The organism is Rhodoferax sp. GT1R46, from assembly GCF_056521285.1.
In genome coordinates this window covers 1-24650 of sequence record NZ_JBWMBC010000008.1, presented here as the reverse complement: position 1 = coordinate 24650, position 24650 = coordinate 1, and the positions used below count along the sequence as shown (strand labels likewise).

Here is a 24650-nt window from a genome sequence, read left to right as displayed (position 1 = left end):
AAAGGCGGGCACCTTCACCCGCTTGCTGGGGCTCCTATTTGAAGCGACACCTTGAAGGGGTGCAGACATGCTCTGCGGAACAGATGAACAGTGGGCAGCACTTGCGAGGCTGCATGATGGGATCGGCACGATTGCCGATCGTCACATGCTCGCCGAAAATTTCCGCGAAAACCACCTAACACCGGAAAACATGTGCACGCCAGCAGCGCTTTGGCTTGATCGGTGCTTGGAAAAAATTCTTGATGGGGAAACTCCAGACAAAGCCTTCAGTGTTCGCAAACCAGGCAGGAGCAGAAGCATAACTCCCGAGTACAAGGCATTCATGACACTGCGCTTTGAACAAGAAAAGCGAGCGCAAGTCAGTATTCAGTGCGCTAGGGACGTGATTTTGAATGAGGTTCATCGCACTGACTGGCGCAACTTTGAACGGGACGTACTTTTGTCCGGCTTTGGGGCCAAGTGGACGGATACGGAAATTGCAAAGCGGATTGAGTTCTATCGCGGATTCCCGCGTGTCTTTGAAAAGCTGAATTTGTCGCCGTAGTCATAAAAGCGAGTAATCCGCACCATTGCGGCACTGTATCAACAAGGTGCACGCGATGCCTAAGAAGCTTACTCAAGATGGTCCAACACCGGCAGGTCTGCTGGATTTCGATAATCTCCCCAACGACGCTCACGTCAGCGCCCAAGTAGTCGCGGGGCTCTTCGGCTGCAGCGTCCCCACCGTATGGCGCTGGTCAGCCGATGGCAATCTACCAAAGCCGCTCAAGATTGGGCCCGGCTGCACGCGCTGGAGGGTCGGCTCACTTCGTGATCGCATGGTGGCCGCAGCATGACCACCGCCCACGACCCCAAGCGTTTCACGACGCTACAAGCCTCTGCCGCTCTTGCCGGCGTAACCCTCGTCCAAACTGACAGCGACCGAGGCGCACCTCTTTACGTTGCCAGCAAGTGGGCTCTTTGCAAGTCATTTGACGACCTGAACGAGGTCGCGACCTGGCTGGCCCGGGTGACCGGCAGGACCGTTGCCCTTGGGCTGAACGAGCAGGCCTGACCCCATGTACGTGAAAATTTTCTCCCAGATATACGACGGCACGCTTTGCACCAATGGCCCGTGGCAGGCGCTCGTGGCATTCCAGCAACTACTGGTACTGGCCGATCAGGACGGCGCTGTTGACATGACAGTGGCAGCTATTGCCAGGCGCACCACGATCCCGCTTGAGATCATCGAGATTGGCATTGAGGAATTGCTCAAGCCAGATTCGGAAAGCCGCACACCCACCGAGGACGGACGTCGCATCGTGCCGCTCTCAGAGGGTCGCACTTGGGGCTGGCGCATCGTGAACTACTCGCACTACCGCCAGCTGCAGCGAGAGACAGAGCGCAGGGAGTACCACCGTCAGTACTGGCACAAACGAAAACTCAATAATTCGGAGACAACTCAACAGACTCAACAGACTCAACCGAATCAACCTATAGCAGAAGCAGAAGCAGAAGCAGAAGCAAAAGCAAATAAAGAAAGCAAAGCCAATCGCGCTGCGCGCTCCCTGTTATCAGAAATTCCTGATGAACTTTTTGCAGACTTCGCCCAGCTCCGGAAAACCAAGAAAGCCACGATCACCAAAACGGCGGTAGACGGAATCCGGCGCGAAGCTGTAAAGGCCGGGCTCAGCTTTGAAGACGCTATCAGGACCTGTTGTGAACGCAGCTGGGGTAGTTTCAAAGCCGAATGGCTGGACAACAGTAAATCACGGACTGCATTCGACACTGGCAAGCCCCAGCCCAAGCCATGGGATGGTGCACGATGAAAACTCTGCCCTACCCCCGTGGAGACGCCAGGGCCATCGCTGAAGCTCGCGCTGATGGCTTGCGCCCCGCCCAAGTGGTGCTGATTGTCTTGGCCGGTCGTTTTGATGATGACTCAAACCCCAAGGTCTACCCAGCCGGTGCGCCGCTCCTGGCCAGCGGAGACATGCGGGACAACATATCGCACCAGGTATCTGGCCATGAGGCGGTGATCGGTTCGCCAGATGACAAGGCGTTCTATCACGAGTTCGGCACCTCCAAGATGCCGCCGCGCCCAATATTCGGGCCTGCGGTTTTCAGCAACAAGGCCAAGATTCAACGAATCATCGGCGCGGCCGTCGTATCTGGAATCATCGGCGGCGAGATTGTCGCCGGCGGCCACGAATACTTTTTTGGAGAATGACCATGGCAACCAAAGCAAAGAATCCCATGGATGGCAGCCTTGCCGTCCCGTCGGGCAATGAGCATGAAACTGCCGTTGAAGAAAAGAAGCCAATGTCTGCCGAGATAGCGATCAATGCCGAAGGCTTGGCTACTATCGTTACAGCTTCGTTCGTCTCCAACATGTATAAGGACATCGGATCTGGTGCTGTTTACAAAAAGGTCAAAGAGCGAACTGACGCAGTGCAAAAAGGCAGCATGGACTTGCCCGAGCGCATGCTGATGAGCCAAGCTCTGGCTTTGCAGGCAGTCTTCACCGAATTGATGCAGCGGGCATCAAGCGTAAAAGACCTGAACAGGTTGCAGCCGCTCATGCAGCTGGCGCTGAAGGCTCAGAGCAATTGCCGGGTGACGCTGGAAACCCTCAACGAGTTCAAAAACCCGCGTTCAGTGGCCTTTGTGCGCCAGACCAACGTGGCCAACGGCCCGCAGCAGGTGAACGTGGGGACAGGGCCTCAGCCTGCGCTCAATCGTGCGCATGGGAAGAACAAGACAGCTTTGAAGACGAGCAAACTATTAGAGGATCAACGCTATGGCAACACGCAAATGGACACTAGAGCAACGGCAACAACAGCGCGAAGCCATTCAGCGGTGGAAGCCGTGGGACCAATCAACCGGCCCCCGAAGCCCGCAAGGAAAGAAAAAAGTCTCTCAAAACCCAAAAGTTCACGGATTCCGGTCGAGGGAGTGGTCTGATTACAAGGCGCATGTCAGGAGCTTGTATCAGCCGCGTGGCTGACATCATATGAAGGGGGAAAATGACGTCTATCATTCTTTTGCCAACCGAAATAGAGCAGGTGACTGGCTACAAGCGCCCTGCCGACCAGTTGGCCGAGCTGCTGCGCCAAGGCTTCTACCGCGCGCGCCGCTCGCCCACCACCGGCGACAACTACACCCGCATGACCAACTACCTCGCGTACACGTTCAACGCGGGCATGGGCAAGTTTGTCGGGCGGCTGCAATCGAGTCAACCCGTTGACCCGTTGCGGGCGCAGTGCGGTGCCACCCTCGCGGCCTTCCTCGAAGCCATGAAGGGCCAGCGCCAGATTGACGACTACAGCGTGCAGTGCGATCTGGGCAACAACACACCCAACCGCATCGCCCTGGGCTATTTGCAAGCTGATGTGAAGGTGCGCTACCTCTCTGTGGTTGAGAAGTTCCTGAACAACCTTGAAGGTGGCCAGTCGGTGCAGATTGCCCGCAACACCTCCGTCGCCACGGTTTAACGGTTTTGCGCAGCCTAGGGTAGCTCCCGAAAAGATGCGGACTTAGCTCCGACCGCATCAGGCTGCGCAATTTCTTCTCGGAGCATGGAGTGCTTATGCAGAATTTCAAATTCCCACTTGTTACGGCGATTGAGGGCGAGGCAAGAGCCTCCACCGAGATCATTGCGAATGGCGTAGAGATACAACACAAGAACGTTCTTGCTTTGGTGCACAAGCATCACGCAGATTTCGAGGCGTTTGGACAAGTCGCGTTTGAAACGCGACTTAACCGGCAAGGCAGTAAAACCGAATTCGCCATGCTCAATGAGCACCAGGCCGGGCTGCTGATTGCCTTCATGCGCAATACGCCCCGCGTCATCGAGTTCAAGGTATCCCTGATTCGTGAGTTCTTCCGCATGCGCGACGAGCTGCAAGGGCGCGAAAAGAACCTCTGGAAGCAAATGCAAGAGCTGATCGCCAAAGAAGTTGAGTCAAAGGTCCGCGCCTCGTTCGGCTCCCATGGACTACATCCGTTCGTTGCAGCGTATCGCAATCGTTCTCCAAGCGGCGGAAAACGACCTTGTCATACGCATCGGTGTGCGTAACGCTTCTCCCAAACGCGTTGAGATCGTCCTTCAGACGGACGTCCAGTTCTAAAGGCTGGGCCTGGGCCATTGTTTTTGCCATTTCCCTGTATTAGGTTATCCACTTGGGAGGATTACAGCCACGCGACACCATCGATAAGTGTCAATTTGGCGTATTGTGGCCCATTGTCGGGCCAAACGTCCATGGACCGAAGCATTCAAATGGCATGGAATAGAGAAATACAACAAGACTTTTTGATCTGTGCGCACATCTAGACACTCGCCCAACCCGCTTTGACGGGTTTCTTGTTGTTTTCAGGCTCCACAAAAAAAAAGCGACTGCACTGCAATCGCTTTTCCTTTGGGTGGGTTTTTGGGTGGGTTGGATGAGAAACCCTCTTGAAACCCGCATAAACATTGACTATCTGGCGGCAGGCGTCTTTACTAAGATGCCCGGAAACCCGCATGAATGCTGCATTCTTCATTTCACTTTTCCTTTCATACCTACAAACATACCTACACACCCCACTGGTGACCTCAATTCGCCAGACTTGCAGGCCATCGCTGCAGCATTCGCAGCGTTAACGTATCAGGCCGCACCCGGTACACAGCCAGCACCCCGGCGGCACCGTGCAGTACCACGTAGACAAGCCCTAGGCGCACCTTGACGACACTGCGGTCCGTCGGCATGTCCGTGCCGCCACTCTTGAACCAAGCAACGTAGGCACGTCGCACCAGTTCCGCCCGCTGGTCATCGTCCAGCTTAGGCGTGTCGTAAACCTGTTCCTTTGCCATCAGACTCCCCTTGCATTGATCAGGGTGTTGGTTACGGCGTTGGTTATGGACCCGGCAAAGGCATCTAAGTCGCCCACATCGTCCAGCATCGTTACTAAGGCGTAGTTCTCGCGCTGTTCAGCTTCGCGGTCGTCCAACTTGAGCATGTGTTCCTGCTCCATCTGTTCCACCCGTGCCGCTAGCTGGTGCAGTTCGGTGCTATTCCCTGCCCGCGCCAAGTCGATTAGGTCGTCAATGTTGTATTCCGGGTCGTTCTGGAGGTCGTAGACATCGTCTGGCAGGGTGCTAACTCTCGTGGCAAAGAACATGCGCCACATGTTCAAGCGGGTTTTGATGGCGTGGTGTGCGGTGTGCTGCATAGAGTGCCCCAGTGGATTAAATCAGTCTCGATTTTAGCCTAAACTAATTAGTTTGTCAAACTATGTTTACAAGTGAAAGCACTTCAATCAATGGCACGTTGTGGAAAATCGCGGCAGGAAGACCCTACCCCCCCCCGATGTGGGTCCCCGCGAAATAAACAAGCCCCCCGGTCATATAGATGGCGCTGTTTTTGGGGGGCAATTTTTGAAAACCTCAGAAAATCTGAAGTGCCTCGGGTTCAGATTGTCACGTAAACAACATGTCAATCTGTGAAGATTTCCCCGGCCAAATAAAAACGCGCCCCTACGTTGTAGGTCCTGAAGAATAAGAATAAGAATAAGAATTAGAGAGATAACCCTAGGTCTGATCCTGTATGGTGGTTTTACAAGGTCATCTTGTGCACAGGGGGAAAAAATGAATGCAATAGCTAGATCGGCAACTATGAGGGTGCCCGCTTTGGGCGCGGCGTTACTGATTGGATGGGTGTACGCATTGAGGTCGAATGAACTTCTGATCTATCCCACGCTGCAGAATGCTTTGTTTGTAGCCCTATACATCGCCACGTGCCTTGGGCTTTGGAAAATGCAGCGTGCTGGCGTACACCTGCCGAATTACCTTCGTTATCTGAGCTTCCCCATTGCAGTGCTGGCAACCTTCACGCTTTGGGGAACCCTCACCGGTATGACCCCAGTCGGCACGATTGCTACATCGTTCCCGCCCCCGCTGCAATTCGCACCACTGTTTGCCGCAGGCCCGCTGATGGCACTTGTGACAAGTGCAGTCATCTTTTACCCGATCAACCGAATTTTTGGTATGTGGCACTGGGCTGTTCCACTAGCAACCGGTGCCGTGGTGTTGGCAATTCAGTATGACGGGCTGAACTCCGGTCATGGCATAAGCACTTCGTTGATGGTTTCCGAAATGGCCTGCCTAGTGCTGCTGGTGCCGCTTCTGGTCGCCGCAGGTATCCGATTTAACAAGGGAGAGAAAGTATGAATGCAATCACCACCAACCGCCTAGGCGAACGCGCCAAGATGGTTCTAATCATGCGTTATCTGCACGATATGACGCTGGAGCAAGTTGGCGACGCGATGGGCATCACGCGTGAGCGTGTGCGCCAGATAGAAAGCAAGGCCATGGTTGCCATCCGCAGCCGAAAAGAATTGCGGGACCGTGCGCTTAGTGCCTTGGGTTGTGAGGTCTGAAATCGTGTCCAATTATTCAGATAACGATCACCCACAAGTTGAAAGTGCTGCAAATGAAGTGCTGCGCGCTGCCTTGTACCGTGCCAGCGATGACGGTCTGGAACTCGCTGACCTTTGGGATATTTTCATCCAAGAAATTCAGCGGCATCAACATGGTGCTTTCGTTGATGCTCTGATCGCAAGTCTTAAAGATGACCTCGTTTACGCAATCAAAACAGAGTATGCAGACGAACTGAGGGCGCGAGCTATTTCTGATATTCGCGAGAGTGTCCGACAAGAGTTAGAGCGCGACATGATGGACGAAATGCTCTCAAGCAGCCGCGAGTCTATCGAAGCTGAAGTACGTGAAAAGCTGAAGCTTGAGCTTGGCCCGCATATTCGAGATCGGTACGTGAAAGAACTGAAGCAGGAGATCAGGGACACTGTTGTTGCCGACCTCAAGTCTGAATTATTGGAAGACGCCCAGTTCATCGCTCAGGCACAGCGGGAACTACAAATACGAATCGCTGGGTTTGCCAAAGGGTCGTAAGGGTGAAAGGGCACCGTGAGTGCGCCTAGTCTTCATCTTCCGTGCGGGTGATAGCCTCCGTCACACCCTGCCGCAACCACTTGGCATTTCCCTCGTGCCCCGTAAGCTCTAGCCACGGACACAACGCTAGCAACTCATTGGCGAACATCATCACAACCTCAAGTGCAGCGGCGCGGTTCTGGCCCTTGTCATTGATCGCGTGGGCCGCGTCGGCATTTAGTTCTAGCGCGTACCTGAACTCCATTCGCTCATGTCGGAATTTCACTTGCTGCGCACCGTTGGCCAAATTGTGCTCAATGACTCCAAGGCCACGCAGATAGCGGTAACCGTAGGCTTTTGCAATGAAACCCAGCGCACGGCGCGGCACCGTCTTGGGTGTAAATCCGGTTAATGCTCTGGTGGTGCGCGGGTCATCAGTTAAAAAGCGGTGCGCCATGCCTAGCAAGCGTGCGGAGTCCTCATATAGGTTGTACCCGAGCGTGGGGGGGCTGCCCCTTCGACCCATGATGCCGAACTTTGCCACCTCGTAGTCACGGTGTGCCTGCATCTGTACGCTGGGTGGTGTCTGCACTGTTGTTCGTTTTGCGAGGTTGGCACTCAGAATTTCATCCCGGTAGGCTTGCTCCCGGCGGTCACTTGGCGTGCGTTGTTCGGCATTGCGGATGCTTGGGGGTGTTGGTTGGTGTTGCATGGTTGTGTACTTTCAAAATGATGGTTAAGCGGGATAGGCGGGTTTAGTGGTCAGCACTGCCGGTGGCGTAGTGGGCCAAGCTGGTCCGGGGTGGGCTAAGCACGGGGTTTCGGCAAAAGACTGCTTGGCCCAGAGATTGGGCGTATGCGGGCAGTAGCGGGCGTATGTGAAAGGGGTGGTCCAAGTGGTCCAAGTGGTCCGGGCTTTTTCGCACATTTGCCACGGCGAATGCATATCGGGGGTGTGCTTAAAAAAGAGGCAGTCTGTTTTCTTATTTACTAATCTTTGAGAATGCTTAGACCACTTAGACCACCCGGACCAAGCCCCTATCCATGCGGGTTCCAGCGGGTCAAGCATTTTCAAGCGCGCGTGCATTGCCCGGACCACCCTGCCCACTTTGGCCCCGCTCATCATTCGGTCACCCGCACGTGCGTGGCAGAGCTAAAGGCCTTGCGCATGACGGAAAGCGGCGGTAGAACGTCCCGCCACTCGCGTTCGGTGCCATTGCGCACCCGCGTTTTGCGTATCCCGTCCATTCCAACCCATCCACCTACCCGCTTTGACGTTGCCGCCCAATCGGTTACCGCTCGCCCCCTTGCAGCGGCGCTATGCTCGTAGGACAAACGCAAGGCTGACCGGTCGATTTCGGTTTCGCAGTCTTCATCAAGGCGCACAGTGCGTTCCCCAATACCATCACGCCACCGAATCAGACCTTCGGTTAGGCACTGGTGCCACCATGCCGCAGCAGGGACACGTAGCGCGGTTTGTTCGATTTGATTGCGCAGTGCTTCACCCTTGGGAATTTCACGCGGGTTAAAGCCGGTCAGGTCTACCGATTGAAGGTAGTGCAACAGTGCAGCAGGGCCAGTGCCATTGCCCCATGCGTGATAGCGTGCCCAGAATTCCAGATTACCGCGCAGCGCCTCGCCCACTTCGATGACCACTGCCCGGCGCTCGTCAGTGGTTGCCTGCCATACGTGTTCGTGGTTAGTCAGCATCACATACGCGCAGCGGTTGACGCCCTGCACAGGGTCCATGCCCTTCTGGTGATACGTCATGGTCTTAGCCGTGACCCGCGATTTGATGCGGTCTGCCTGCCTTGGGTCACCAACGAATACAGCCTCGTCCAGCACGGCGAAGGACAGATACATTAGGTGCCAGCTAAACGTGCCTGCGATTAACTCGGGGTCATCGGCCAACATAGCGTGCCTGCCAAACATCGCAATGAGTGGGTCAAACAGCGAATTCTTACCCGTGCCCTTCGCACCTTTGAATATCAGTATGGTGTCCGGTACGCCTCCGGGGTTTTGAATCTTCCATGCCAGCCAGCGCAGCACGTAGGCGCGCTCAGTGGCGTCCGGCACCAAAGCCGCGAGCACCTGCAGCCACATCGTCACGTCGCCAGACTCAGGGACCACAGCGAACCCCTGCCATAAGTTCAGGATGTTGGCCGGTAGCTTGTCACCCGGTGCATAGACAAGCCCTTCGTATTGCCTGCGTTCCAAACTCTCAAGCCACGCAACTGCCAAAGGCTTCGGTTTATCCCTAGCGTTTTCAATCGGTGCAAACCGTCCATTAAACGTCTGGCGAAACGCAGCTACATCTAACCAACCTACACCAGTGCCGCCAGTGCTGAACGTCTGAAAGTCGGCCACCATCATTTTCGAGCCAGTGCGAACCAACCCATAGCGATGGTTCAGTTCAGCAACCCAAGGCGTTACCGGTACCGCTCCACTAACTTCAACACTGCCCGGCGCTGTGGTATCCACAATGCCCCCAAGTTGCAACGCTGGGTTCTTAATCTGCCCTTTCCATTCACAGGCATCGCACGGACCGCCAGCACCATATGCCACCGCCCACGTTTCGCAGTTCGCCGGGCCACCTGTCAAGCTGTCGATTTTCGTATCGGTGGTAGCGCGGTCGTAGTCAGTATGGCCGCAACTTATTTCATGGGCGAACTCGCGCCCCTCAACTGATAAGTCAGCAGTTTTTGCCGCCAGTATCCATACTGGATACGCTGTATCCCGTCCGGTTCGCTGCGCCGCCTGTTTCAGGGCCGCACACTTTTCTGCAGCTTGGCTGTAGCTGTATTTCGAGTGGCTCGCGATCACCCCATCATTGATGCCTGCTCGCGCAAGGCCTGCCGGTGCTGTACCTAGCCCCTTTACCTGAGGCACTTCAATGCCGGGGTCGTACCCCACAAGTGCATCGAATTCGGCCAGAGTAAACGGGAGGTCCCCCCGACTTTGCGCACGTACTGTTGCGCCAGTGTCCTGGTGTATCGAACCCGGTGCTCGAAAAATACGCGCAATATCTACTGTGCATGGTGCATCGATCTTTAACCCGTGAGTTTTTGCCAGCAATACCAACGCATTGGCCCGCCCCTGCCATACCTTGGGACTAATTGGAGCGTCCAAAATGAAGTACAGGTGTAGACCGCCACTACCGCTCTCAACAATGAAGGTCGGCCGCAGCCCTGAATCCTCGATGAATTCCGAGACCGCTGCGACTATTTCTTCTGCGGTTTCATATAGCCCCTCTGTGGGTTTGCCCTTCGCCAGTGCCTTAACCCATTTGACAGGCCCGCCGTCGATATCGATCCAGAAGCCTTGAACTGCAGTGCAGTTGTCGCCGGTACGCCCGCTGTCCTTGAAGCGGTTTGTATTTCGACTGTCAAACGCGGCCAGTGAGAAATAAGCAGGTTTGCGTCCTGCAGACTTCGGTGTAACCCAGTCCGCAAAGTCCACACCCGCCGCCGCCCATGTGTGATCGTTAGGCGTACCAGATGGACCCCAAGTAACCATGCATTGCACCGCGTCCGCTGTTCCCACCTGTACGGCTTTGAAAAATGCATGCGGGTTTATCGGCTTGAATTTGCGCTTAGGCGCAGCGTTGCCTGTAGCGTCACTACCTTGTATAGTCATGTGTTTATATCCTTTGCCCTGCCCTCTATGTGGCGGGGCATTTTTTTCTAGGCTGATTTAGACGCGCTTGCATTCGCAGCGCGAACCATCAATTGCCTGATCGACGCAGTGCGCTCCCGCAGTCGTTCATTCAAGGCCAGCGCAGCGGCCACCAGTTTGGAACAGTCAGAGGCACTAACGCCTCCCCCCGGCTTGCTTGCCTTGTCGATCAGGTCACCCAGACCGCGTAACTGTTCGTCGCTTTCCAGTTCGGCCTGCTCGGCTAGATCAAACTCAGTGCGCAGAAGTTCGGCGTTCATGCTGTAGGTCCCCCGGCGTTGGCGGCAATCCATGCGGCAGGTGCATCAAAAAATGCATCGACCTCCGTAGAACTCCAGCGCGTAAAACGTGGCCCCATACGCAAGCACGGCTGCGGGAAATGCCCTCGGGCAACCAAGTTGTACATGTGCGATTTTGAAAAACTGCCTCGCGCCAAGATATCGGGTAAGGCGTAAAGCGCGGCGCGGGCCGGTTGCTGGGTTTTGTCGGTGGCTGTTGCCACATTGGTATCCGTCTGCATCAAATAGCTCCAAATAGGCGCACGGATTCAGCAATGCTGAACACATACGAAAATACGAAAAGGTGGAGTAGCTACCGACGCAAACGGGTCCGTGAGGCTTATCGTTTAACTGGCTTCCCTTGAAAGGGAATCGCTAGACTTGACCCGTGATAACGGGTTTTCTAGCTACGCATGCTGTCATTATGCACAGATTAGTGGGTGCGCAGAGGTCCAAGCTAAACCCCGATTTTTGTTCAAACACTAAGTGGAGCAAAGAACGACTAAGGTCATCTATGTGGGTCAATCGGGCATTTCCTCCGTTGTTTTTATGCAACAAATGATCGTGGTTCGCAAGCACAGGCCTCTCGGCCTGCCCCATTCACGCCGTCAATTTCCGCAGTGGCACCACGTTGCCCTTAGCTGCTGACTCCATAAAGGCACCCCACCATGCCATCATCGCCGCCCGCTGGGGCAGGTACACCGCGTGGTTATAGGCTGCACTTACGCTGCTGCGCTCTGCGTGGGCAAGCTGGGCTTCAATATGGGCATGTTCAAAGCCATGTTCATGCAAGACGGTGGACGCAATGCCCCGGAATCCGTGGCCGGTCATAACGCCTTTGTACCCCATGCGCTCCAACGCCTTCAAAATCGTGTTGTTGGACATCGGCTTCGCATGGTCACGCTCACCCGGAAACAGTAGCTCCCGCTCGCCTGTAACGGTCTGCAGCGTCCTTAATACGCCAATGGCCTGTTCTGACAACGGCACGATGTGCGGCGTCTTCATTTTCATGCGCTCGCCGGGAATGTCCCACCTTGCCGCGTCCAGGTTGAATTCTGACCACTTGGCCTCTATCAACTCACTGGTGCGGACGAAGGTCAGGGACATTAACTTTATGGCGAGTCGAGTTATAGGCGTGCCCTGATAGGCTTCGATCTTGCGCATTAGCCCCGGCAGTTCGCCTGCCCCTACCCGTGCATAGTTCTCCACCTTGCGGGCTTTGAGTACGTCACTAGGCCTGATTTCGATAGCTGGATTGCGCCGGGCCTTACCGTTGGCAATGGCGTATCTGAAAATCATGCTGCACACCTGAAGTGACCGCTTGGCTAGCTCTGCCGCCCCGCGCTTCTCGATTTCCTTCGCCATCTCCACCAGTTCGGGGGCTTCGATCTCGGAAATGGGTCGCGTGCCTAGCTTGGGGAATACGTCCGCCTCAAGCCTCCGCAGGGTTTGCGCCACATGGTGGTCACTAGTCCGTGCATGTTTCCAATGTTCCCACCACAGACGTGCCACGGCTTCAAAGCAATTTTCGTTGGCGACGGCTCTAGCCTTTACTTCTTGCCGCCTTGCGTCCACTGGGTCAGCACCGGTCGCCAGTTTCTTCCGTGCTTCTAGGCACAGTTCCCGCGCCTGAGATAGTGAAACTTCCGGGTACTTCCCGAGCGTGAGCATTTTCTGTTTGCCGTCCACCCGATAGGCCACCCGCCATATCTTGCTGCCTGTTGGCATCAGGTGCAGAAACAGGCCATCACCATCGAACAGCTTTAGCGCCTTGTCGCAGGTCTTGGCTTTCTTGATTTGCGTGTCTGTCAGTGCCATTGCGCCACCTCCGTACCTACATACCTACAGGGATTCACTGGCATACCTACGAACATACCTACGCCAGACCGTGGCTTCAAGAATACCGGAAAACACTCAAGACAACAAAAAAGCCCCTGCTTCACTAGGAAACAAGGGCCTTTAGGGGTTTGCTTTGGACGGTTGGAGACCGTCAAAGACTTATAACTGGCGGAGCAGGCGGGATTCGAACCCGCGGAGGGTTTTACCCCTCGCACGCTTTCCAGGCGTGTGACTTAAACCGCTCATCCACCGCTCCAGAGCCTATGATTCTACCTTGCCTTGAAGTCGCTTTTGACGTGATGTGGAATAAAAAATGGGCACTTTAGTCGTGCCCTTCTTGTTGCACGCCAAATCAATGGCGTCAGAGTCGCTGAATCAGCGAATCACTGCCAGGGTTTCCAGCTTGCCACCGCGAATGGTCTTCAGAGTCAAAGCGCCATTTTTGATGTCGCCTTTTTCGTCAAAGGAAATGGGGCCGGTAACGCCCTTGTAGTCTGTTGTAGCGGCCAACACGGGCAGGTATTTCACTGGATCCGAAGAATTGGCTTTGACCATGGAGGCAACCATGATTTTCACAGCGTCGTAAACGTACGGTGCATACACTTGCACGTCTGCGTTGAACTTGGCCTTGAACTTGGTCTTGAACTCTTCCATGCCAGCCTTGGCTTCACCTTCAACACCGCCAGCTTCAGCGCAATACACCTGGTCATCAGCAATGGCGTCGCCACCGAGCTTCACCAGTTCTGTTGAACAGATTCCATCACCGCCCATGAACTTGGCCTTGATGCCCAAAGATTTCATTTGCTTCAACATAGGGCCGGCAACTGCGTCCATACCGCCGAAGAACACGACGTCAGGCTTTTTGCCTTTGATTGTGGTCAGGATGGAATTGAAGTCGGTCGCCTTGTCTGTTGTGAACTCTTTGGCAACCACTTTGCCACCAGCCGCTTCTACAGCCTTGGTGAACTCTTCAGCGACGCCCTGGCCGTAGGCAGTGCGGTCATCAATCACAGCGATAGCCTTGCCCTTGAGGGTACCCACTGCGTATTTGCCGAGGGTGCCGCCCAGTTGTGCGTCGTCAGCAACCAGACGGAAGGCCGTCTTGAAGCCCTGGCGTGTGTACTTGGGGTTGGTAGCAGAAGGAGAGATCTGGGGAATGCCAGCATCGCTATACAGCTTGGAAGCAGGAATCGTGGTACCCGAATTCAAGTGACCCACAACGCCAGCCACTTTAGCGTCAACCAATTTCTGGGCAACTGCGGTGCCTTGCTTTGGATCAGCCGCGTCATCTTCGGCCATCAGTTCGAGCGTGACCTTCTTGCCGTCGATCATCACGCCAGCAGCATTGAGTTCTTCAATGGCCATACGCGCGCCGTTTTCATTGTCTTTACCCAAGTGAGCAATCGCGCCGCTGGTAGGACCAACGTGACCGATCTTCACAACTGCAGCAGCGGGAGCGGCAGGTGCTGGAGCTGCTGCTGGCGCAGCAGGAGCCGCAGCCTCTTCCTTCTTACCGCAAGCCACCAGCAAAGTTGCTGCAGCCAATACTGTCAAAGTACTTTTCACTTTGAATTGCATAAAAACTCCAAAAATAAAAACATAAAAAAAACAGCGTGAATAAAATTATTCAACACCCGACACGATACCCGAGTTTGACTCGTGGCAACATAGGGAAGTTACCAAGCCAGCGAATTTAGCGGGCACTACGACAGCGCTTCCTAATTGCCCGTTGCGTCATGTTGCACTTGCACCAATGCCTGCTGAACAGCGCTCTGGATTTCCTTGTGCAAGCCCTCTTCCATCGCACATCTTTGCTCTTGAAATAGAACCTGCAGGGAACCACGCAACTCGGCCACCACCAGAGGAACCACTCTATGCAATATTTGTGCCACTAACAATTCCGCGTCGAACTCTGTGGGTACTGGAACGGGTGGGTCAGGTTGAACCACTTCAGTCAAAGTCGGAACAAATCTTGGGGTCGGTTTTGCGGTCGCCATCAGCTTGCACCTCTCAATGTCAAGTCATGACGTGCTATTGAATACCCTCGATCCGCATAGACTTTCCAGCGCCGACGCGCATGATTGCGATCAGCCTCATCCACACTGACGACTTCGATCAATCGGTCGAATGTGTCGAATTCTTCAGGGACCGATTCGGTCAGGTTAACCAGAACCTGTCTATTTGCGAAGGCTTGCTGAATCTCGGTAACCAGGACCACGGAGGAAATTTCCTTCATCGTCGAATTTGCGGTACCCCCGCAATGCCCAATAAAATCTACCGGGGACAGCGCCCATAACTCGGCGTCAATCAACTGCACCATCTCCGCATCGGCCAGCACAATCACTTTGGCACCGGCGCTAACCGCCTTGCGTAGAAGCCGACAGACATAGGCCACCTTCTCGGGTGCACCAAAATGAAAAGCAACTTCCGTCACTTTGAAGCTGCTTGGGTCATCAGGTACTCGACCAGCAAACCAACAGGTCGGCCGGTCGCACCCTTGCTCGCCCCACTTTTCCACGCTGTACCGGCAATATCCAAGTGCGCCCACGGGAATTTGTCGGCAAAACGCTGCAGGAACTTGGCTGCCGTGATGGCTCCACCAGCGCGTCCGCCCACGTTGGCCACGTCGGCAAAACTGGTTTTCAAACCTTCTGCGTACTCCTCGTCCAGAGGCATCTTCCAGCACAGGTCCTGCGAGGCATCTCCAGCGGCAAACAATGCGTTACCCAGCTCATCCTTGGTAGAAAACAAACCGCTACGGACGCCACCGAGGGCAATCACGCAAGCACCCGTCAAAGTGGCAATGTCAATCACTGCCGCTGGCTTGAATCGTTCGGCGTAGGTCAGAGCGTCGCACAACACCAGGCGACCTTCCGCGTCGGTATTTAGTATCTCAATGGTTTGGCCACTCATACTGACGACCACATCACCTGGCTTCACTGCCCTGCCATTGATCAGGTTTTCGCAGGAGGGAATCAGGCCCACAACATTGATCGCTGGCTTGAGCTCTGCCAGGGACCTGAACACTCCCAGCACACTGGCAGCGCCCGACATGTCGAACTTCATCTCATCCATTTCAGCAGCAGGCTTGATCGAAATGCCGCCGCTATCAAACGTAATCCCTTTGCCGACCAGCACGGTTGGAGCGTGAGACTTGGCCGCTCCGTTGTAGCGCAGCACGATGAAGCGCAGCGGCTGCTCCGACCCCTGTGCGACTGCCATAAAAGAGCCCATGCCCAGTTTGGCGACTTCTTTAGGTCCCAAAACTTCACAACTGATCTTGGGAAATTTTGACAAGTGTTCTGCAGCCTCTGCCAGAAGTGAGGGCGTCGCGTGGTTCGCAGGACGATTGGCCCATTCTTTTGCCAACTCGACACCCACCACGATGGCCGCGGCACGATCAAACGATGCCTGCACCTCACTCGCGTTCGTCGTGGTGACAACCGTCTTGAGCAGAGTACGCCCCTCCGGTTTGGATTTCGTGTGCGTGTAAGCGTAGCTTGCGTCCGCAACCGCCAATACAACAGCGCGAACCGACTCTTCGCGGGCGGGTGCAGCAAAGCAAACCAGCAATTTTTTCAAGGTAGCCGACTTTGCAGACCCAAGCGCAGCGCTAACAGCAGTCCTGACTTGCCTGGCGCTGCCCTCTCCCACGCCCGCCAGAACGACGCGCACCGCATTCGCCTGCATGGGCCGGTAAAGCGGCAATAGCTTGCCAGGCTTTGACTCCAGATCACCAGATTTCAGCGCATGCGCCACCAAAACCGACAAATCGTCTTTGGCGGGCTTGAAGTCCTGCGGCACGAGGACAATTAAAACGTCGCATTTTTCACTGGCAACGCCCACAAGGCCAAGAGGTTTGAGTTCAAAGTTCATAATTCGGGTTTTCCTTCGCCAACATGTTATTCCATTCCTCCATTCGCAAAGAGCTAGCCCGCAGTTTTGGCGCAACACTTGTGGTTCTGGTCACCGTGGTGATGACAATGACGCTCATCCGCACCCTTGGCGAGGCGGGACGGGGAACATTCAACCCTGCGGACGTGATGATCATCATGGGCTATACGGTTCTATCCGACATGCCGACCATTTTGTCGATGAGTCTGTTCATTGCCGTGCTCAGTGTTTTGACACGCATGTTTCGTGACAGCGAAATGGTCATCTGGTTTGGCAGCGGACGTGGTCTTGCCTCCCTGATCGGGCCTTTGTTTCGCTTTGCCTGGCCGATACTGGTTGTCATCATGGCATTAGCTTTCTTCATACTCCCGTGGGCTTTTGGACGCATTGAGGACATGCGCGACAAATACGAGAAGCGGGGCGACCTAGCCCGGATTGAGCCTGGTCAATTTCAGGAATCCGCCAATGGAGATCGGGTTTTTTTCATTGAAAAAGATGCCACTGGCAAGCAGGCTGGCAGCAACGTGTTTATCGCGACGAATGAGCAGGGGAAGGAAACGATCACCTCAGCTCGCAGTGGAAAGGTCGAGGCGATTGGCCCCGACAAGTTCTTGATTCTGGAAAAGGGACAACGCCTGGAAAGGACCGTCGGCAAACCTGATCTAACCGTCAGCGTTTTTGCAGCCTATGGAGCCCGAATCGGTGCGGATGACCAGTCCACAAGAAATTATGTTCCGACTAACGTCATGGATACGATAGAACTTATCAGGGTCCCCGATAAACGGCGACTGGCAGAACTATCCTGGCGCGCCGGCTTGGCTTTGGCAGCGATAAATTTTATAGTCATTGGGCTGGCTTCAGCAGGTGTGAACCCCCGGGTCGGACGCACTGCCAACCTGGGTTTTGCATTTATGGCGTTTATTGTTTACTTCAACTTGCTGGTACTGGGCAAGAGTTGGATTGAAGCGGGCCAGGTGAACTTCGGGGTGTATTTGCTTTCACTCCATGGTGGCGCGCTTGCGTTAGGTTTGATTTGGCTTGCCACGCGCCACAACAACTGGGCGTTCAGGAGGCCCCGCCGCGCCGCCACCAAAGACATTCAGCCAGGAGCCGCACGTTGAAAACTGTACGACGTCTCTTTTACGTGGAAGTTGTACAGGCTGTACTGCTTGTCACCTTGGGCTTCGTTGCCCTGTTCTATTTTTTTGATTTTGTCGAAGAACTGCAGTCGGTTGGGAAGCAGAGCGCCATGGGCTACACCGTGGTGAAAGCGCTGCTATACGTAGCCCTGATGTTGCCCAGTCATGTGTATGAACTACTGCCCATTACAGTGCTGATTGGCACCATTTTCGTGATGGCGCGTCTTGCGCAAAGTTCCGAGTTCACCATCCTGCGCACCAGCGGGCTTGGTCCCTGGCGCGCATTGCGAACGCTGCTGGTGTTGGGCCTGGGCTTTGTGATGTTTACCTTTGCTGTGGGCGACTACGTTGCGCCGCTGGCTGACAGAACCGCGCAATTGCTAAAGGCGCAGTTCCAGGGACGCATCACGGTGGGCAAAACCGGCGCGTGGCTGAAGGAAAAGCAGGCATACGGACATTTCGCCGTAAATGTCGGAGCCCTTGCGCCTGACGCCAGCATGGCGGACGTACGGGTTTTCGAGTTTGACAATCAGGGCTATCTGGTCTCCATGACCTTGGGACAGACAGCCCACTTTGGAGAGCATGATGACTGGCTGCTGGAAAAGGTAGACCGTACCGAGTTCACGAGTACAGATGCCAAAGGATCCCGGGTCGACCGCGCATTTGTTGACAGTTTTCGCTGGCCGACTCAGATTAGCGCCGAAATGGTGGCGGCGGCGGTTCTGCGCCCGGAGCGCATGGGCACCATTGACTTGTTTCAGTACATACGCCACTTGAATGCCAACGGACAATCAGCACAAAAATACGAGATTCAGTTCTGGAAGAAGGTGTTTTACCCACTGAGTTGCCTGGTTATGGTCGTACTGGCCCTGCCATTTGCCTACCTGCATTTCCGTTCCGGCAGCATTACGACCTACGTTTTCGGCGGGGTCATGGCAGGTATCAGCTTTGTGCTGCTGAACAACGTACTCGGTGATCTGGGCGCCCTGCGAGGCTGGGCTCCATGGATTACGGCCGCCCTACCGGGACTGATTTATTCCTTTGCTTCTTTAACAGCCTTCATGTGGCTCGTAATACGACGATGACGACTTTTTCAATTTCCCAAGGTATCGTGCTATTCGCGCACGGGTCTCGCGACCCTTTGTGGCACAAACCCATAGAGGCGGTGGCGGCGCACATTGCGACACTGTCCAGTCAAACACCCGTGGTGTGTGCCTATCTTGAATTGAGCACACCTGACCTTGCGACCGCAACATTCACGTTGATCGAAGCTGGTGTGAACTCCATCAGGATCGTGCCTATGTTTCTAGGCGTTGGGAGGCATGCCCGTGAAGATTTACCAGCGCTGGTTGCCGACATGCAACAGCAGCATCCCTCAGTTACTTTCACCTTGCAAACGGCTGTCGGCGAAGACGCCCGATTGGTAGAGTTGCTGGCTCAAATCGCCCTTGAAAGTACCCGTTAGCCTTTAAAAAATGCAATTACTGCATAATGAATTTCATCTTTAGCTGAAATTCGATATGAACCTGCACCAATTTCGCTTTGTTCAAGAGGCTGTCCGGCGCAACCTCAATCTCACCGAGGCGGCCAAAGCGCTACACACATCGCAACCTGGCGTCTCCAAGGCCATCATTGAGTTGGAGGAAGAGCTAGGCATCGAGATTTTCGCCCGCCATGGCAAACGCCTCAAACGCGTGACGGAGCCAGGCCAGCATGTTCTCAGGAGCATTGAACTGATCCTGCGTGAAGTCGGCAACCTAAAACGCATTGGCGAGCAATACAGTGCGGAGGACAGCGGTACCTTGTCCATTGCGACGACCCACACTCAGGCCCGCTACGTACTGCCTGAAAAAGTCGCTGCACTGCGCGCTGCGTACCCCAAGGTCAACATCAGCCTGCACCAGGGCTCGCCCGATCAGGTGGCCCGCATGCTGATTGATGAAGTGGCAGAAATCGGAATCGCCACTGAATCACTGGCGGCCTATTCCGAACTGGTCACCCTTCCCTGCTACGAATGGCAGCACATGCTGGTTCTACCCGTTGATCACCCCCTGGCGCGAAAAGAACGCATAACCCTGGAAGACGTGGCGCAGGAACCTCTCATTACCTACCATCCGTCATTTACTGGCCGCACGAAAATAGACCAGGCTTTTGCCATCCGAAAGCTGGAACCCCGCATTGCGCTTGAAGCCATCGACTCCGATGTCATCAAAACCTACGTGCGCTTAGGCCTGGGCGTAGGTATTGCCGCAGAGATGGCCGTGCGTGATGTGCTGGAAGATTGCGAAAAAAATGGTGGCAAAGGCGGCTTGGTGGCTAGGCCCGCAGGTAACCTGTTTGGCCAAAATGTAGCGCGGGTGGCGTTCAAACGCAGCGCCTACCTGCGCAACTTCGTCTACACCTTTGCCGAACTGTTGAGCGACCGCCTGGACCGCAAGTTGATTGCCCGCGCCATGGATGGTCATATAGAAGACTACGAATTCTGAATCGATTGCCTCTGCTTCACACACCATGACACCGATACTCCAATCTCGCCTTCCCTCTGTAGGCACCACTATCTTCACCGTGATGTCGGCGCTGGCCACACAACACAATGCTGTCAATTTGGGGCAAGGGTTTCCTGACTTCGCCTGCGATCCTGCGCTGGTCGACCATGTCACCCAAGCCATGCAGGCGGGGCACAATCAATACCCACCGATGCCCGGTGTGCCTCTGTTCCGGGAGTCTATTGCTACAAAAATAGAAGCACTCCACGCCCACCATTACAGGGCTACAGACGAAATAACCATTACAGCTGGCGCTACGCAAGCCATCATTACTGCCATATTGGCCATCGTTCATCCTGGGGATGAGGTCATTGTGCTGGATCCCTGCTACGACAGCTATGTGCCCAACGTCGTTCTGGCAGGCGGTACTCCCGTGCGTGTGCCGCTCACTCCGGGTACCTTTCGGCCCAACTTTGATGCGATTGCAGCGGCCATTACTTCCAAAACGCGCGCCATCATCATCAACTCGCCGCACAACCCCAGTGCGACGGTTTGGACGCGTCAGGACATGCTGACCCTGCAAGATCTGCTGGCACCCACCAACGTGCTGCTCATCAGTGACGAGGTGTATGAGCACATGGTCTTTGATGGCGCGCAGCACGAAAGTGCGGCCCGCTTCCCCGGCCTGGCAGAGCGCGCCTTTATCGTTTCCAGTTTTGGCAAAACGTACCATGTGACGGGTTGGAAAGTAGGCTATGTGGCCGCCCCAGCATCGATGACGGCGGAATTTCGCAAGGTTCACCAGTTCAATGTGTTTACCGTGAACACGCCTATGCAATATGGCCTGGCCGCCTACATGACCACGTCAGCGGCCTATCTGAATCTGCCCGCCTTCTATCAACGCAAGCGGGACCTGTTTCGAGCGGGCCTGGCGAACACAGGCTTGAGGCTGCTTCCGAGTGAGGGCACCTACTTTCAGTGCGTGGACATCTCGAAAGTGAGCGACTTGGGTGAAGCCGACTTCTGCCAATGGCTCACCGCAGAGGTCGGCGTCGCAGCCATACCACTATCAGCGTTCTACGGCAACGGTTTTGACCAGCGCGTGGTGCGCTTTTGTTTTGCCAAGCAGGACGCCACGCTTTACTCCGCATTGGAGCGACTTAAGTCGCTATAGAAATAGGAGCTGCCCGCGCAACATCTAAGGGGGCTACCACTGGATTAACAGTTGAAGCACGCGTGGCAGATCAATCTTTATGGACGACGTTTGGAGGGTGTCAAGGCGGCAGTCGTGAGCGCATAAAGGTTCACGCGGGCCTTGAGCCGGATCGCCAGCAAATAGAGACCACCGAACTTGCGGTGAAGCAACATGGCATCAGAGGGGGGTAGTTGCCAGAATTCCTTGTCCAGACCCAAGGCGATACTGGTAGCCCGGATGCGCTCAGGTAGGTCAGATGCACCAAAGTCGTAGCCGTCCTTCGCGCAAAAAGGCTCCAACGCTTGTTCGCCGATGTCCAGCACAGCATTCTTGTGTTTCTCCTGGGTCGTGGCATCAAAGTAACCGATGGCCAGGCACGCCTCACCCATCAATATACGGTCGCCAGCCATTGCACCCTTTATAAGACGCCGATAGTCGCGGGCCATCGTCGCTTTGTAGGGCCTTGTAGCTCCGAAGTCGAGAAGGATGAGCCGCTTGGACTCGATGTCATACTGATAATTGGCAAAGTTGGGATCTGTCTGAACCAACCGGAATTCAAAAACTTCCCGCATCAGAAGCGAAAAAAGTAGCGCCATTACGCGATCACGCTCTATTTGCGGAGAAGTCACCAGTGCTTCAATTGGCACTCCCCCCACATAGTCCATGGCAAGGACGCTGTCAGTTGTCAGATCAGCATGCATTCTGGGTAGCAGGTACTGCGGCGAATCAGCCAGCAGTTCGCCATAGCGATGCAGGTAGTTGCCCTCCCGGACGTAATCGGCCTCTTCATGCAGTTGGCGCTTGGCATCTCGCAACAGGGGTTTGATGTCCATTTCCTTGGGTAGCAGGGCAGACATCCGCAGCAAGCCCGCCACGTTGTCCACATCGCTGTTGATGCTTTCACGCACACCAGGGTATTGGATCTTGATTGCCAAGTCACGCCCATCCAGCGTCTGCGCGCGATGGACCTGCCCAATGGATGCTGCAGCCAAAGGGGTGAAAGTGAAGTGCTTGAACTGCTTTTCCCAGCCCTTGCCCCAATTGGCCTCCAACATGCCAACCACTTGGGATTTGGGCATGGCCCGTGCATCCGAGCGCAGGCGCGCCAAAATATCAGCCAGCGCTGGCGGTAACAGGTCGCCCGATTCCATGGACACCAATTGCCCCACTTTCATGGCGGCGCCGCGCAGTTTGACTAGCTGATCTGCAACGCGGCGAGCATTGGCGGGGGTTAGCAGAAGATCACTCACTTTCGGGCGGTTGCCCTTGGCAATCTGGCGTGCGCCCTCGGCGAGCATGCCTCCGGCAATGCCTGTAGCCATCCATCCCAACCTCACTAGCCGGGAGCCGCGACCGCTGGGCACAGCCATAGTAGGAGCCGGAGTGTTCTTGCTATCGTCGTTATGCAACTTGGGTTTCCTTCAATCGCCTCAAATCCCAGCTCCTGAGCAGCCGGGCGAGCGCAGCCGAACCTTACAACAAAACGGGCGGAGCCGCATTGATGAAGCCTTGAGAGCCGAATCGATACTACTGCAGCCCCAACCACTGAAATGTGCTGCGTGATGTCGCAATCAACCGGCAAAAGCCGATGCAAACTACTACCGTCAAATAGCCAAGCAGACCGGGTCCGAGGTCTTAACGTAGTTCAACTGGCCTTGACCAAATCCGGGGCGATTCAATAGAGGCCGATACAGGCCGCCAAACTTCGACTACGACAGTGGCGAAATTGATCGAAGTTTGTGGATATGCCCTATAGGAAAGGTGTCACCGAACGTGCCGCGAACACAGCCAGAAAGACAAAAAGGCTAGCAAACGCCAACCCGCACGTAAAACCGCACGAATGTTGCCTTGAAACCCGCATGGATGCTAGGTTTCAACTCTGAAAACATCCGTTTGTTACCCCGTTCTATTCCCCCGCTTTGCCTTTGCGACCCACATAGCAATGGAACGCCAACACCGGTCAATCAGTAGCTTGCATGCACCAAACTTTTGCCCGAACACTCAGCGACAATATTTCGGAACCAAATTACCATTTTTCGGAATTGCGCGAGCATGTGTCGGAATAATTTACATGCAATAGGACTTTTAGTCAGAAACCGATTGGTACTTACAACCGATAGTCATATTAAATCCATGCAGATCAAGGACTTAGATGTCTTCCTTGCAACATATAAAAAGATGGCACAAAGTTTGCTTTATTTGACGAATATCAAAACTGAATGTGTTGAATCCATATGAAAAAAACAATTTCTCAAACTTTGAAATTAGCCGTAATCGCGCTCTCCCTCAGCACTGGGTTGTCTTTCAGCGCACACGCTGGCCTTGTTGGTGTCAATTCGATTCAAATTTCAAATACAAACAACGACTGGATTCAAATTGCTGAAGTCCAGGCGTTCAACATGTCCGCGACTGACGTAGCGCTCGCTTCCTATGGTGCAATTGCGAGCGCCCCAAGCACATGGGATAGCAATTCTCTGCCAGGGAAGGCAATAGACGGGAGCACTAATGGTGTCTTTCCAAATATTTTTCATTCGGGTAGTACAGGTGCAACTCAAATTCTGACTATTACATTTGCGTCCATTGAGGAACTGGCTTCTATCAATGTTTGGGGACGAACAGATTGCTGCTCCAATCGGGACGTCTTTAACGTGTCGTTCTTTGATGTCGCGGGCTCGTTGCTTTACAGCGCGGCCGGATTGAATGCAACCGCCCAATTTCAAAACGTCGCGTCCCGGGAACTGCCAGATACTCAAGCAGTCCCTGAACCCGGCTCACTCGCACTGATCGGTCTTGGTTTAGCCGGACTCGCTGCAGTTGGTCGCAAGTGTAAAGTTTGATGACTTTCAATCTCAAAAACGGCACCTTCGGGTGCCTTTTTTGTTTCAACCGCGATTCGACGCATTTGAATTGATGTGAACCGGGACATTGTTCTCCGCGTGCCAAACAAGGAGGTTTCCAGTTCCCGCCGCCCTCACACTTTTGATGCCCCCTCCCGCCTCGCGCGCGCGACGCGTTTTGTGGGTTAGCGTGAACTTGGGGGATAAGTAACGGTCCAACGTTGAAACTCCTTGGAGATTCAGGCCCCCTACCCTCCCCATTACCCTTTTGGCTACCTCACATTGAACGTAAGCGCGCGGCAAACCCATATTGACCGCGGCCCTGCAGTGGTGGTGACAGTCAGGGTGACGCGGTTGGCGGCGTCCAGCGATGTGGCAGCAACTCGCCAATCATGCTGTTGCG

29 protein-coding genes and 1 tRNA gene are annotated in these 24650 nt (G+C 54.7%); 16 read left to right on the top strand and 14 right to left on the bottom strand.

Translation table 11 applies throughout. The features are described from left to right. Positions 1 to 67: 67 nt before the first annotated feature. The 7 genes from AC097W_RS16320 (at position 68) to AC097W_RS16290 (ending at position 4057) form a co-directional block, all read left to right on the top strand. Positions 68 to 544 (top strand): hypothetical protein, encoded by a 477-nt coding sequence (locus AC097W_RS16320; RefSeq protein WP_479603681.1) that lies wholly within the window; start codon positions 68 to 70, stop codon positions 542 to 544. A 288-nt stretch (positions 545 to 832) separates the two neighbouring features. Further along, positions 833 to 1054: a hypothetical protein gene (locus AC097W_RS16315; protein WP_479603680.1), complete on the top strand. Its 222-nt coding sequence runs from the start codon at positions 833 to 835 to the stop codon at positions 1052 to 1054. Between the two features lie 4 nt (positions 1055 to 1058). Then, positions 1059 to 1808 carry a hypothetical protein gene (locus AC097W_RS16310; protein ID WP_479603679.1) on the top strand — a complete coding sequence of 250 codons (750 nt, stop codon included), beginning with the start codon at positions 1059 to 1061 and terminating at the stop codon, positions 1806 to 1808. Continuing rightward, a complete protein-coding gene (locus AC097W_RS16305; RefSeq protein ID WP_479603678.1) occupies positions 1805 to 2209 on the top strand; it encodes an HK97-gp10 family putative phage morphogenesis protein in 405 nt (134 codons plus the stop codon). The genes AC097W_RS16310 and AC097W_RS16305 overlap by 4 nt, the downstream gene beginning before the upstream one ends. A gap of 2 nt (positions 2210 to 2211) precedes the next feature. Further along, positions 2212 to 2943: a hypothetical protein gene (locus AC097W_RS16300; protein ID WP_479603677.1), complete on the top strand. Its 732-nt coding sequence runs from the start codon at positions 2212 to 2214 to the stop codon at positions 2941 to 2943. Between the two features lie 62 nt (positions 2944 to 3005). Continuing rightward, complete coding sequence (locus AC097W_RS16295; RefSeq protein ID WP_479603676.1) at positions 3006 to 3473, top strand: hypothetical protein; 468 nt, start codon at positions 3006 to 3008, stop codon at positions 3471 to 3473. Between the two features lie 95 nt (positions 3474 to 3568). Next, positions 3569 to 4057 carry a Rha family transcriptional regulator gene (locus AC097W_RS16290; protein ID WP_479603675.1) on the top strand — a complete coding sequence of 163 codons (489 nt, stop codon included), beginning with the start codon at positions 3569 to 3571 and terminating at the stop codon, positions 4055 to 4057. 251 nt (positions 4058 to 4308) lie between these two features. Here the strand turns inward: AC097W_RS16290 and AC097W_RS16285 are convergent, their stop codons facing one another. From AC097W_RS16285 to AC097W_RS16275, 3 genes are read right to left on the bottom strand one after another with little or no spacing between them, the layout of a single operon-like run. Continuing rightward, positions 4309 to 4521 carry a hypothetical protein gene (locus tag AC097W_RS16285; protein WP_479603674.1) on the bottom strand — a complete coding sequence of 71 codons (213 nt, stop codon included), beginning with the start codon at positions 4519 to 4521 and terminating at the stop codon, positions 4309 to 4311. A gap of 52 nt (positions 4522 to 4573) precedes the next feature. Further along, positions 4574 to 4831, bottom strand: coding sequence for a hypothetical protein (locus tag AC097W_RS16280; RefSeq protein WP_479603673.1), 258 nt, complete (start codon positions 4829 to 4831; stop codon positions 4574 to 4576). Then, the gene (locus AC097W_RS16275; protein WP_479603672.1) at positions 4831 to 5190 is read right to left on the bottom strand and encodes a hypothetical protein; all 360 of its coding nucleotides are present in this window, start codon (positions 5188 to 5190) and stop codon (positions 4831 to 4833) included. The genes AC097W_RS16280 and AC097W_RS16275 overlap by 1 nt, the downstream gene beginning before the upstream one ends. Positions 5191 to 5605: 415 nt before the next feature. On the opposite strand from AC097W_RS16275, the gene AC097W_RS16270 reads away from it, so the two are divergent. Genes AC097W_RS16270 through AC097W_RS16260 form a run of 3 tightly spaced genes read left to right on the top strand, consistent with a single transcriptional unit; the run spans position 5606 to position 6925 of the window. Next, positions 5606 to 6187 carry a hypothetical protein gene (locus AC097W_RS16270; protein ID WP_479603671.1) on the top strand — a complete coding sequence of 194 codons (582 nt, stop codon included), beginning with the start codon at positions 5606 to 5608 and terminating at the stop codon, positions 6185 to 6187. After that, a complete protein-coding gene (locus AC097W_RS16265; RefSeq protein WP_479603670.1) occupies positions 6184 to 6396 on the top strand; it encodes a sigma-70 family RNA polymerase sigma factor in 213 nt (70 codons plus the stop codon). The genes AC097W_RS16270 and AC097W_RS16265 overlap by 4 nt, the downstream gene beginning before the upstream one ends. 4 nt (positions 6397 to 6400) lie before the next feature. Then, the gene (locus AC097W_RS16260) at positions 6401 to 6925 is read left to right on the top strand and encodes a hypothetical protein (RefSeq protein ID WP_479603669.1); all 525 of its coding nucleotides are present in this window, start codon (positions 6401 to 6403) and stop codon (positions 6923 to 6925) included. Positions 6926 to 6950: 25 nt separating this feature from the next. Here the strand turns inward: AC097W_RS16260 and AC097W_RS16255 are convergent, their stop codons facing one another. The 10 genes from AC097W_RS16255 to AC097W_RS16210 form a co-directional block, all read right to left on the bottom strand. Further along, on the bottom strand, positions 6951 to 7616 hold the full coding sequence (locus AC097W_RS16255; protein WP_479603668.1) for a hypothetical protein: 666 nt from the start codon (positions 7614 to 7616) through the stop codon (positions 6951 to 6953). A 410-nt stretch (positions 7617 to 8026) separates the two neighbouring features. Then, on the bottom strand, positions 8027 to 10363 hold the full coding sequence (locus AC097W_RS16250) for a DUF5906 domain-containing protein (RefSeq protein ID WP_479603667.1): 2337 nt from the start codon (positions 10361 to 10363) through the stop codon (positions 8027 to 8029). 224 nt (positions 10364 to 10587) lie between these two features. Then, positions 10588 to 10839: a hypothetical protein gene (locus AC097W_RS16245; RefSeq protein WP_479603666.1), complete on the bottom strand. Its 252-nt coding sequence runs from the start codon at positions 10837 to 10839 to the stop codon at positions 10588 to 10590. Next, a complete protein-coding gene (locus tag AC097W_RS16240) occupies positions 10836 to 11099 on the bottom strand; it encodes a helix-turn-helix transcriptional regulator (RefSeq protein ID WP_479603665.1) in 264 nt (87 codons plus the stop codon). Before AC097W_RS16240 ends, AC097W_RS16245 begins: the two co-directional genes overlap by 4 nt. Positions 11100 to 11457: 358 nt before the next feature. Beyond that, positions 11458 to 12675 carry a tyrosine-type recombinase/integrase gene (locus AC097W_RS16235; RefSeq protein WP_479603664.1) on the bottom strand — a complete coding sequence of 406 codons (1218 nt, stop codon included), beginning with the start codon at positions 12673 to 12675 and terminating at the stop codon, positions 11458 to 11460. A gap of 187 nt (positions 12676 to 12862) precedes the next feature. Continuing rightward, positions 12863 to 12952: transfer RNA gene (locus tag AC097W_RS16230), tRNA-Ser, on the bottom strand. Positions 12953 to 13071: 119 nt separating this feature from the next. Continuing rightward, positions 13072 to 14274 (bottom strand): branched-chain amino acid ABC transporter substrate-binding protein, encoded by a 1203-nt coding sequence (locus tag AC097W_RS16225; protein WP_479603663.1) that lies wholly within the window; start codon positions 14272 to 14274, stop codon positions 13072 to 13074. A gap of 140 nt (positions 14275 to 14414) precedes the next feature. Further along, positions 14415 to 14693, bottom strand: a complete 279-nt coding sequence (locus AC097W_RS16220) for a hypothetical protein (protein WP_479603662.1) — start codon at positions 14691 to 14693, stop codon at positions 14415 to 14417. Beyond that, on the bottom strand, positions 14693 to 15130 hold the full coding sequence (locus tag AC097W_RS16215; RefSeq protein WP_479603661.1) for a DNA polymerase III subunit chi: 438 nt from the start codon (positions 15128 to 15130) through the stop codon (positions 14693 to 14695). The genes AC097W_RS16220 and AC097W_RS16215 overlap by 1 nt, the downstream gene beginning before the upstream one ends. After that, entirely contained in the window at positions 15127 to 16572 is a 1446-nt protein-coding gene (locus AC097W_RS16210) for a leucyl aminopeptidase (protein ID WP_479603660.1), read from the bottom strand. The genes AC097W_RS16215 and AC097W_RS16210 overlap by 4 nt, the downstream gene beginning before the upstream one ends. 23 nt (positions 16573 to 16595) lie before the next feature. Here AC097W_RS16210 and lptF point away from each other — a divergent pair, with 23 nt between their 5' ends. The 5 genes from lptF to AC097W_RS16185 are packed head-to-tail and all read left to right on the top strand — an operon-like array spanning position 16596 to position 21389. After that, complete coding sequence (gene lptF, locus AC097W_RS16205) at positions 16596 to 17711, top strand: LPS export ABC transporter permease LptF (protein ID WP_479603659.1); 1116 nt, start codon at positions 16596 to 16598, stop codon at positions 17709 to 17711. After that, positions 17708 to 18814, top strand: coding sequence for an LPS export ABC transporter permease LptG (gene lptG, locus AC097W_RS16200; protein ID WP_479603658.1), 1107 nt, complete (start codon positions 17708 to 17710; stop codon positions 18812 to 18814). Before lptF ends, lptG begins: the two co-directional genes overlap by 4 nt. Next, positions 18811 to 19194 (top strand): sirohydrochlorin chelatase, encoded by a 384-nt coding sequence (locus AC097W_RS16195; RefSeq protein WP_479603657.1) that lies wholly within the window; start codon positions 18811 to 18813, stop codon positions 19192 to 19194. The genes lptG and AC097W_RS16195 overlap by 4 nt, the downstream gene beginning before the upstream one ends. Before the next feature lie 55 nt (positions 19195 to 19249). Then, positions 19250 to 20215, top strand: a complete 966-nt coding sequence (locus tag AC097W_RS16190; RefSeq protein ID WP_479603656.1) for a CysB family HTH-type transcriptional regulator — start codon at positions 19250 to 19252, stop codon at positions 20213 to 20215. Between the two features lie 25 nt (positions 20216 to 20240). Further along, positions 20241 to 21389: a pyridoxal phosphate-dependent aminotransferase gene (locus tag AC097W_RS16185; protein WP_479603655.1), complete on the top strand. Its 1149-nt coding sequence runs from the start codon at positions 20241 to 20243 to the stop codon at positions 21387 to 21389. A 77-nt stretch (positions 21390 to 21466) separates the two neighbouring features. Here AC097W_RS16185 and AC097W_RS16180 read toward each other — a convergent pair whose 3' ends face one another. Beyond that, the gene (locus tag AC097W_RS16180; protein ID WP_479603654.1) at positions 21467 to 22732 is read right to left on the bottom strand and encodes an ABC1 kinase family protein; all 1266 of its coding nucleotides are present in this window, start codon (positions 22730 to 22732) and stop codon (positions 21467 to 21469) included. A 912-nt stretch (positions 22733 to 23644) separates the two neighbouring features. Here AC097W_RS16180 and AC097W_RS16175 point away from each other — a divergent pair. Further along, positions 23645 to 24247 (top strand): PEP-CTERM sorting domain-containing protein, encoded by a 603-nt coding sequence (locus tag AC097W_RS16175; RefSeq protein WP_479603653.1) that lies wholly within the window; start codon positions 23645 to 23647, stop codon positions 24245 to 24247. Positions 24248 to 24650 lie beyond the last annotated feature (403 nt).